Origin of the sequence: Leptolyngbya sp. FACHB-8 (assembly GCF_014695575.1) — a bacterium.
Classification (GTDB): domain Bacteria; phylum Cyanobacteriota; class Cyanobacteriia; order Elainellales; family Elainellaceae; genus Vacuolonema.
In genome coordinates, this window is the sequence record NZ_JACJOO010000019.1 from 159022 (window position 1) to 168808 (window position 9787).

General features: G+C 49.1%; 9 protein-coding genes. 5 read left to right on the forward strand and 4 right to left on the reverse strand.

What is annotated here, in order from left to right:
• Positions 1 to 10: 10 nt before the first annotated feature.
• On the forward strand, positions 11 to 472 hold the full coding sequence (locus H6F91_RS05025) for a response regulator (RefSeq protein WP_206754901.1): 462 nt from the start codon (positions 11 to 13) through the stop codon (positions 470 to 472).
• A 216-nt stretch (positions 473 to 688) separates the two neighbouring features.
• On the opposite strand, the gene H6F91_RS05030 is transcribed toward H6F91_RS05025, so the two are convergent.
• From H6F91_RS05030 to H6F91_RS05040, 3 genes are all read right to left on the reverse strand, one after another.
• Positions 689 to 1348, reverse strand: a complete 660-nt coding sequence (locus tag H6F91_RS05030) for a response regulator transcription factor (protein ID WP_190771808.1) — start codon at positions 1346 to 1348, stop codon at positions 689 to 691.
• Between the two features lie 35 nt (positions 1349 to 1383).
• The gene (locus tag H6F91_RS05035; RefSeq protein WP_206754902.1) at positions 1384 to 2028 is read right to left on the reverse strand and encodes a hypothetical protein; all 645 of its coding nucleotides are present in this window, start codon (positions 2026 to 2028) and stop codon (positions 1384 to 1386) included.
• Positions 2029 to 2497: 469 nt separating this feature from the next.
• On the reverse strand, positions 2498 to 3547 hold the full coding sequence (locus H6F91_RS05040; RefSeq protein ID WP_190771810.1) for an agmatinase family protein: 1050 nt from the start codon (positions 3545 to 3547) through the stop codon (positions 2498 to 2500).
• A 247-nt stretch (positions 3548 to 3794) separates the two neighbouring features.
• Here H6F91_RS05040 and H6F91_RS05045 point away from each other — a divergent pair, with 247 nt between their 5' ends.
• The 4 genes from H6F91_RS05045 (at position 3795) to H6F91_RS05060 (ending at position 7991) form a co-directional block, all read left to right on the forward strand.
• Complete coding sequence (locus H6F91_RS05045; protein ID WP_190771811.1) at positions 3795 to 4991, forward strand: saccharopine dehydrogenase family protein; 1197 nt, start codon at positions 3795 to 3797, stop codon at positions 4989 to 4991.
• A 122-nt stretch (positions 4992 to 5113) separates the two neighbouring features.
• Entirely contained in the window at positions 5114 to 6253 is a 1140-nt protein-coding gene (gene nspC / locus H6F91_RS05050) for a carboxynorspermidine decarboxylase (RefSeq protein ID WP_190771812.1), read from the forward strand.
• A 351-nt stretch (positions 6254 to 6604) separates the two neighbouring features.
• The gene (locus tag H6F91_RS05055) at positions 6605 to 7342 is read left to right on the forward strand and encodes a 2OG-Fe(II) oxygenase (RefSeq protein WP_190771813.1); all 738 of its coding nucleotides are present in this window, start codon (positions 6605 to 6607) and stop codon (positions 7340 to 7342) included.
• The gene (locus H6F91_RS05060) at positions 7329 to 7991 is read left to right on the forward strand and encodes a DNA-3-methyladenine glycosylase 2 family protein (protein ID WP_190771814.1); all 663 of its coding nucleotides are present in this window, start codon (positions 7329 to 7331) and stop codon (positions 7989 to 7991) included. Before H6F91_RS05055 ends, H6F91_RS05060 begins: the two co-directional genes overlap by 14 nt.
• Positions 7992 to 8486: 495 nt before the next feature.
• On the opposite strand, the gene H6F91_RS05065 is transcribed toward H6F91_RS05060, so the two are convergent.
• Positions 8487 to 9047, reverse strand: coding sequence for a hypothetical protein (locus tag H6F91_RS05065; protein ID WP_190771815.1), 561 nt, complete (start codon positions 9045 to 9047; stop codon positions 8487 to 8489).
• Positions 9048 to 9787: the final 740 nt, after the last annotated feature.

The window sequence follows — 9787 nt, forward strand, 5'->3', positions numbered from 1 at the left end:
ATGAGGAAACTTGAAAACCTTAGGGGTTACAATTAATGTTTCAGTTTTCTCCCCTATGACTTATTTACATCAAACTACCAATATTCCTAACTTGAAGGGCTCAAGAATTTTAGTTGTAGAGGATGATCCAGCTACGGCTGAGTTATTTCTTCTCGTATTGCATGAAACAGAGGCAGAGATAATGATGACACCCTCGGCAGGAGAAGCGTGGGAGTGTTTTACTTCAAAGACGCCTAATCTCCTGCTCTGTGATATTCAGCTACCAGGCAGGAATGGATGCGACTTTATCAAATCAATACGCGCTTTGCAGGATGAACGAAATCAAATTCCAGCCATTGGAATTACGGGCTTTCCCTGGGAGTGTGATGAAAAACAAGCCATTGATGCTGGGTTCAATCGCTATTTATTAAAACCCTGTGACCTGAGTAGTCTGATTGACTCGATTCTCGAATTAACCGAGGATGCAGAATAAACAAAAGGAGTGGGGCAGTGCACCGCCCCACTCCTTTTGTCCTGATGAAAATGGACATCAGGAGTGAGTGGAACCACTGCTCCCACTCACTCCTGATGTTCTAACTAACACACACTCGCAATAATAGACCTCCTGCATGAATCTTTGTGCGGCGGAGCCGCACAAAGATTCACGCCCCCAAAAAACGGATTCATGCAGGAGTTCTACTGATTACTCTCATTCAATTAAGCCTTCCTGACGGGCACGAATCTCTGTCTGGATACGAATATTCTTGCCTTCGTCAGGGTAAACATCTAGTACGTCTTGAATCTTTGTCCAGTAGTGGCGCACACTGCGTTCTGATACATTCATGCGTTCGGCGATCGCCTTATCCTGCAATCCCTCCTCAAAGGCCAACCGCAGCACCTCCAACCATTCCGGCTTCACCTCCAGACCATTTCGCATATCCTTTGGCGTAAAGATCAACCCCTGCATGGCCCAATCCACTTTGACTAGCATTTCCCTCATGGAAAGCCCTTTATCCGCAATGGTGAAGCCGCCTTCGTGGGCATTGATAGCGGGTTTGAGGCGAACCAGCGATCGTACATGGGCACTCTGCACAACAATATTCAGGTCAGGATAACGCTCCATCAGAGTTTTGAGCAACTGAATTCCGGTGTCCAATCGGGCTGGATCTCCTGCTTTTTCGGGCATGGAAAGATCAACTACTGCCAGGCTGGGTTGGTAGGCTTCAACTTGATCGATTGCCTCCTGCGCTGTTTGGGCTGTAACAATCGTGGCCTCGGGCAGGTGCTGTTGTAGGGCGGCACGGGTGCCTCCCAGCACCAGCTCGTGGTCATCAATGACAAGTAGAGTTTGCTTTGTATTACTCGACATGGTGTACCTTGGGGGCTATGGGCGGGGCTAGTGGATCACAGTAATAGCTCGGTGGGCCAAATCCCCCGCCATCGATACAGAGGATCATCCCACTCTAAATCGTATTTGCCCGACATTAAAAACTGAAAGACGCAACCTAAATCTTGTAGGGCAGATTCCTTCTCCTCAAGCCATCGTTCCGTCACGTGCACATCAATCTCTAATCCCTGCGTAGAAGTATGGTCGGTTAGCTTGATGGCGATCGCCGTAACAGACTCCGTAAGCACCAGGCTCAGCAAATCATCCAGGGTAGTCAGCAAAAAATAGCTGCGCTCATAGGGCCCCGGCACCCATTCTGCGGGCAATGTACTGTGAATGGTAATGCTGGGGTGAAGCTGTTGCCAGGCTTCTAATCGGGTGGCGATCGCTAAAGGCAGGTTATCTTGCAAGAATGAGGGGGAGAGGCGATCGCTTAACGTCTTAAGCTGCTCGTAAAGCTGGTTTGCCACGTGGGGAGAAACCGGCATTTCTCCGGAAGCGCCCAGCTCCATCAACTCCAGCTGCCGCCGCAAGGCAAACACTTCCTGTAGCGCCCCCTCGCGGATAGCTTCTGCTTCCCCATGCAATCGCTGTGCCTGACGACCATACCAATCCTGTAAAGCTCTCTGCATTCGCCGATGGGAATCCCAATCCCAATCCATGACTGAACCCATTTCAGTACAGGTAACCAGAGCAGTCTCCTAATGACTCTCAGGAGCCTGACCGGAAACCTTTTCACTATAAGCGATCACAAAAAAATGACAGGCGTATTTTTGACCATCTGCTTTGCCGGAAAGTGCAAAGTTACAGCTGTTCTCATTTAACAAATCAACTGAGGAGATTTCTGCATAAGAATTTACCCGTGATGTGGGTGTTTTGACCACGAAGCGGTCAAAACACCCACATCACGGAGGTAATTTTATTACTGGAAATCTCTTTACAGCGCTTTTCAAGCCCTCAAAATCTGGTTGTTTTTGTGAGGGCTGCGTAGAGCACGGCCCTCACAAAAACAACCGTGGCTGATTCAAGCGCAAAGCGCTGTAGGTTTGGAGGTAGGAGATGAGTCGCACCTCCTACCTCCAAACACGTCAGAGCGCACGAAAGTTTTGAGTGAAGGGAGAAATGCTTTGTTTAATGAGCGTGGGACAATGCCATCAAATTACACAATTTATAAACCGTTCGTGCCCCAACATTGCCATCCCACTCTGCATCACCTACCTCTACTACATCAAACCCAATAATCTCTCGTCCGCTATTCACGACCTCGCGAAACAGGCAGAATACCTGCTCTAACTCCAATCCTCCCGGCACTGGCGTTCCTGTATTCGGGCACAGCTTCGGATCGAGCCCATCCACATCAAAACTGATATAAACTTGCTGCGGCAACTCTGCCACAATCTGTTTGCACAACTCGATCCAGGTTACGCCTGCATATTGTTTCTGCTTCAGGATCGAGTCGTAATGGGTCATAACACGTCCCTGTGATCCCTCAATCAAATCCACCTCGTCCTGGCATAGGTCCCGAATCCCTACCTGCGCCAGTTTCGAGATCTGCGGAATCTTCAACGCATTAAACATGATTGATGCATGGGAAAACTCAAACCCTTCATAGGCCTCCCGCAAATCCGCATGGGCATCAATATGGAGAATCCCAAACTCTGAATAATGCTGAGCCAGTGCTTGAAGGTACCCTAAAGGCGTACTGTGATCACCCCCAATCACCGCAACTCGCTTCCCCTGCTGCATAGCGACCTGGGCTTGCTCAAATAGCCAACGATTAACAGCTGCGCCCTCTTGATTGATGCGATCGCGCACCTCTACTAACCCTGGCACATCCTCTACAAGCCCGCCCTGCTCCAGATGCTCAATCAACTGCGTCGCCTCCGCCCGCAACGCGTCGCTCTTCTCTCGCAGATCTGTCGGGATTTCCATCATGAAAATGCCCTGTTTCCACCCGTCAGGGTAATCCAGATCAAAGATGTCAAGCTGCCGAGATGCATCCAAAATTCGCTGCGGTCCTGCTGCGGTCCCCGCTCCATAGGAAACAGTTACCTCCCAAGGCACACCCAGCAAAATCAAATTAGCCGTATCGTAATCAAAGGGGAAGCCCAGCAAATTTCCGTTATCCAAGCTGACACCGCTGGGATCAAAAGTTTCTAGAATTTCTTCGCGAGTACGCATGGGGCAGTGTAGAGAGGGAATAATAGTTAGGGGTGACATCGAGTTACCCCTCTCTCATTCTGTCATTTTGAACTCTGCTTACCCAAAATCCTGAGCAGTTTTTGCCCAGGGGGTACGTGCCGGGGTCTGGTTAGTGTAGGATGAATGATTCGGGGTTCGGTCTTAAGCCTTGTGTTTGATGAAACAAACACAGGGCTGAAGCGTGTGTTAATCCTCTGTGGGCTTATCTTCTGGGGGTACAGAGCATATGGCTAAGGTTCTCATCATCGGCGCAGGCGGAGTTGGTAACGTTGTAACTCACAAATGCGCTCAGATTCAGTCTGTCTTCTCGGAAATTCTGCTGGCGAGTAGGACCAAAGAGAAATGTGATGCGATCGCCGCTTCGGTGGATCATCCCAATCTGTCAACGGCTCAGGTCAATGCTGATCAGTCCAGCGAAGTCTCCGCGCTGATCAAAGACTTTCAGCCCGATATTGTCATAAACGTTGCCCTTCCCTATCAAGATCTGCCCATTATGGATGCGTGTCTTGAAATGGGAGTCAACTATCTCGATACGGCCAACTATGAGCCACCGGACGAAGCCAAGTTTGAATACAAGTGGCAGTGGGCCTACCACGAGCGCTACAAACAGGCCGGTCTAACTGCCATTCTCGGTTGTGGCTTTGATCCCGGCGTAACGGGTGTTTTCACTGCCTACGCCCTCAAACACTACTTCGACGAAATCCATTATTTGGATATTGTTGACTGCAATGCGGGCAACCATGGTCAGGCATTTGCCACAAACTTCAACCCCGAAATTAATATTCGAGAAATTACTCAGAATGGTCGCTACTACAAGCATGGCGACTGGGTTGAAGTGGAACCCTTTGCCATCCACCGCCCCATCCATTACCCCGAAATTGGCCCTCGGGAATCCTATCTGCTTTACCACGAAGAGCTAGAATCCCTCGTCAAAAACGTCCCCACTATCAAGCGCGCCCGCTTTTGGATGACGTTTTCGGAGAGCTACATCAACCATTTGAAAGTGCTTGAGAACGTTGGCCTTACCCGTATCGAGCCCATCGAATACGAAGGCCAACAAATTGTGCCTCTCCAATTCCTCAAAGCCGTCCTGCCTCAACCCTCATCCCTGGGCCAAACCTATGAGGGCCAAACCTCCATTGGCTGCCACATTCGCGGCATCAAAGATGGTCAAGAACGTTCCTACTACGTCTACAACAACTGCGATCACGCAGAGGCGTTTAAGGAAGTGGGGGCACAGGCGATCGCTTACACCACAGGTGTCCCCGCCATGATCGGCGCACTTCTGGTGGCTACTGGCGAATGGCAAGGAGCAGGGGTATTTAACGTCGAACAGATGAACCCCGATCCTTTCATGGAAAAACTGGGTACCTACGGCCTCCCCTGGCACGAGGTCTTTGACGCATCTGAGTTCACAGATTAAGTCTCTTCAGAGGTTGCTTTTTCGCGTGCCTAGCACGCGAAAAAGCAACCTCTTCTTGTCGAAACCCCCCTTGAAGAAGGGGGGCTTTTGCTGACCATCCCATCTAATCGAATACGCCATCCATGATTGACTACTCCAAAATCCCCTCTCCCTGCTACGTCCTCGAAGAAGCAAAGCTAATTCGTAACCTTGAACTCATCGATTCTGTCCAACAGCGGGCCGGTATCACCATTCTCTTGGCTCTGAAAGGCTTTGCTATGTTCAGTGCCTTTCCTATCGTCAAAAAATACCTCCACGGTGCCACCGCCAGTTCCCTCTATGAAGCCAATCTGATCCGTGAAGAACTCGGCACTAGTCTCCATCTGTACCTTCCTGTTTACCAGGATGCAGAATTTGACGACCTCATGGTTGGCGCATCTCATATCACCTTCAACTCCCTTAGCCAGTGGGAGCGGTATAAGGATCGTGCGATCGCTCACCGCCTCTCCCCCGGTCTTCGCATCAACCCAGAATACTCCCCCGTCGCCCACGATATTTACAACCCCGCTTCCCCCTACTCCCGCCTTGGCATCCGTACCGAAGTGCTAGGGGATAAACTTCCTGAAGGTATTGAAGGCCTACATTGCCACAACCTCTGTGAAAGCGACTCCTACGCCCTCGAAAATACCCTCGAACAAATCGAAAAACTTTTCGGTCACCACCTCCCCTGGATTAAATGGCTCAATCTCGGGGGGGGCCATCTCATGACCCGCCAGGGCTACGATACTGAACACCTGATCCAAGTCCTCACTCAATTTAAAGCCCGCCACCCTCACCTCCAAATTTATTTGGAGCCGAGTTCAGCGATCGCCTGGGAAACTGGCTTCCTCCGCTCCACTGTCCTGGATATGATTGAAACACCGGGGCCAGCGATCGCCATGCTCGATGTCTCCTTCACCGCCCACATGCCCGACTGCCTCGAAATGCCCTACAAGCCCCGCATTCAGGGAGCCCGTGATCCCCAAGACGGAGAACCCGCCTACCGCATGGGCGGTATGACTTGTTTGGCGGGCGATGTTATGGGCATGGGTGACTACCACTTTAACCAGCCATTACAAGTGGGTGACTCCATCATCTTTGAGGATATGATCCACTACACCATGGTCAAAACCACCATGTTCAACGGCATTCCGCACCCCTCCATCGGTATCCTCCACCCTGATGGAACGTTCACCCTCGTCAAGAAATTCACCTACCAGGACTACAAAAACCGTATGTCCTAAAATCTCCTATTGACAGGAAGACAAGAAACCCGGTGTTATCAAAAACACCGGGTTTTTGCCTTTTGGTAACACGCCGCGATACACCAATGCCACAATACAAACCTGATCCAAACCCCACAGATGCGAAGTGGCCTAACAATACTCATGCAAAACATCCTTGTCGAAGGGGCCTGGGGTTTGGAGGACGGCGTACCCCCAAGCTAGGTCTTCGCGATCTATCAAGAATCTCCACAACACAAGCAAAAATTACACCGCAAGAAACCCATAGCCATCCAAAAAACTTCTTAGCAGAATAGATAATATCCAAACAGCTCAAGATGGTCATTTAATCGATTCACCACACCTAAAAATATGCTTCAACTCGCTAAAAGTAAAAATTACCCATCTTTAGAAGAACGAATTGAAACATCTGAATGGGAAGATATTTATCACACTTTAGACAATCAAGGATTCGCGATTCTTAATTCTCTCTTAACTCCAGACGAATGTTATCAGCTTACTCAAACATACAATTCCGAAGATAGCTTCCGTAGCCAAATTATTATGGAACGCTATCGCTTTGGAAAAGGTGAATACAAATACTTCGCCTATCCCTTACCGCCACTCGTGCAAACCCTACGCGATCGCCTCTACCCCCACTTATCTCCCCTTGCAAACCGCTGGAACGAAGCTCTTAACACCTCCTTCCGTTTTCCCAACACCCTCCCAGAATTCCTCGAACTCTGCCATCAAAGCGGGCAACAACGTCCTACCCCATTGCTTTTAAAGTACAAAGCAGAAGATTACAACTGTCTACACCAAGATCTCTATGGAGAAATGGCATTTCCACTGCAAGTGGCGATCGCCCTCTCCCAACCTAACCAGGACTACACTGGTGGTGAATTTATCCTCATCGAACAGAAACCGCGCGCTCAGTCTCGCGCCCATGCCATTACCCTCAATCAGGGCGACGCCATTATCTTTGCTGTCCATCATCGCCCTGTGCAAGGTAGCCGAGGTTTCTATCGTGTAAATTTGAAGCATGGAGTCAGCACCATTAAATCAGGTCAGCGCTACTGCTTAGGAATCATTTTCCATGACGCCAAGTAACCCCAGTGTCACCGATGTATTGAACTCAGAACTCCAACCACCCAGCCCTGCCTTGAGGAAGGCGATCGCCCATATCTGCACCCAAGACTCTGACTTCCTCAAAATCGAAGCCGAGGCTGGCCCTCTCCACATCCGCCGCTGGCCCCCCACCTTTGCTTCCCTTGTCCGCATCATCCTCGGACAACAACTGTCATCCAAAGCTGCAATGGCAATCTTTCTGCGCACCAATCAATTGATTGAACTAACCCCTGCCAACTTCGCCACTTGCTCAGACACCACCCTTAAACAAGCAGGCTTCAGCCAAGCTAAAATCGCCACATGCAAACGGCTCGCGGAAGCTATTTTAGAAAACCGCCTACATCTAGATTCCTTTTCAGCCCTACCCGATTCAGCCGTTGCCACCCAACTTACCCAAATCAAAGGTATCGGCTCCTGGACCGCTGAAATTTACCTCCTTTTCTGCCTGGAACGCCTCAACAGTTTCCCATCCCTAGACTTAGCAGTTCAAATTGCCTACCAACGTCTAAAGCATCTCGATCAAAAACCAACCAGCAAAGAACTCATCGTACACTGTAAACCACTAGAACCCTTCCGCGGAGCAGCAGCTCATCTCCTTTGGCATTACTACAGAAACACCCCCAAAACCTAAAACACTACAGCGCTTTGCGCTTGAATCAGCCACAGTTGTTCAAGAGCCGTGCGGAACATAGCTCTCGAACAACAATTAGATATTAAGTCCTTGAAAAGCGGTGTAAGGCAATTTCCTTGAAGCGAATGAGTGAGTGGAGGGCGATCGCCCTCCACTCACTCATTCGCAAAAAAACTCGCAGTTTCTTGAGAGTGTAAAACTTAACTGCAGATGATAGGTATGGTGAATTCTATGTTTGCTTGCTCAGTACGGAACAAGAAATAAAACTACCTTTAAAGCTTAGAAGTTTTGCATTGTGGGAACTTCACCCCTAAAACGGGAAAATTTGGGCTTTAAAGTTTTGTCCTGTTCTAAGATTTAATCGAATTTTGAGCTACTGATCAAATTCTATTGAATAACCGAATTTGATCAGTAGCTCAAGCTGTTTGAAATATCTCTGAGCAGGTTGACGGTTCTTAGCGGTAGCTCAAAACCATCAACCTGATTAAACAGCTTTTAACCCGCAGCCGTCGGGTAAACACCCCAGTTTTGAATTCCTTGCTGCTGAAACAGGTTCTCCGCCTGCTCCACATCCTGTTCGCTTCCTTCAATGGAAACCAAATAGTCCCCTTGCTGAAGGCGATCGCCATATACTGATGCCTCTTCCGCAGGTATCCCATACTGCTTCAATGCCTGCACCAAATTATGGGATGACAACGCTGCTACCCCACTACTGCTCACTGTTGCAATCAGTGCTGCTCCAAGGCTCCCCGCTGCCAGCAACACCCCAACTCCAGGAATTGCAAGGCTGGTTAAACCTAACAAAAAGAACCCAGTAGCTCCTGTCACAAACGTATCCTTCACCATTTCGCCTGTGTCAGAGATTTTGTGTTCACCGAGGCGATCGCTCACCTCAATACCACCAGTTCCCTCCTCCTCCTCCTGAACCTCCTGAGCAATCAGGGAAACACGCTCCATGTTAACCCCTGACTGGTTCAGCTCATTAAGAAATTGCTCTGCATCCTGTCGCTTTGAAAAAAGCCCAATTGCGTGTCTGGACTGCTGCTCGGTGACCATAACATCTCTCCAATGGGAACACTCAATTGCCTCAAATCACAACTCGAGGCCACATGCACATTATGTATATGGAAAAAAGCAGCCTTCATCGCACTATGGGCAGACCATCTAAGGGATAGGCAGCCATCCCCTCGACTAGGGGCTTAGAGCATACGTCCCTGATCAAAGCGTTTGGTACCAACTCAGTATCTTGAAATACTGCTACTGCAGGGCTCTTGTCCTAAGCGCCTAATCCCAGACCTACCATTCTTTTTGGATCTCCAACATCTCTCAAATCTGAAGCTTTTGATACAGAAGGGTTTCAAGGAAATTCAAGAAAAGCTGCATTTTTGGGAGGGGAGGGGGTTTACAGAATGCTATGAGAGTTGCTATGTTAGTAAAGCGCTGGAAGAGGTGACCCACACATCAAGCGTCCTGAACAATAGTCGAGCGCTATGGGTAGTGAAAACATCCTTTAGTAAGTTCGGTTAGACTCACCACAAATGAGGAAGTTCAAGTTAAAGTGGGAAATGTGCCAAAGCGACGACTGCGGCACAGAGAGAACCTGGAAAAAGCAATAGTTTGAAAGCCAAGCGAAAACCAATCCTCGTTAAGAAACTACGAGATTGATTTATCAATCTCAAAACAGAAACAGGATTCCGAAGCTTGAAAAGTTTCGGAGCCAAGAGAGCCCAAATTCTCTAACTAATATGGAGAGTTTGATCCTGGCTCAGGATGAACGCTGGCGGTCTGCTTAACAC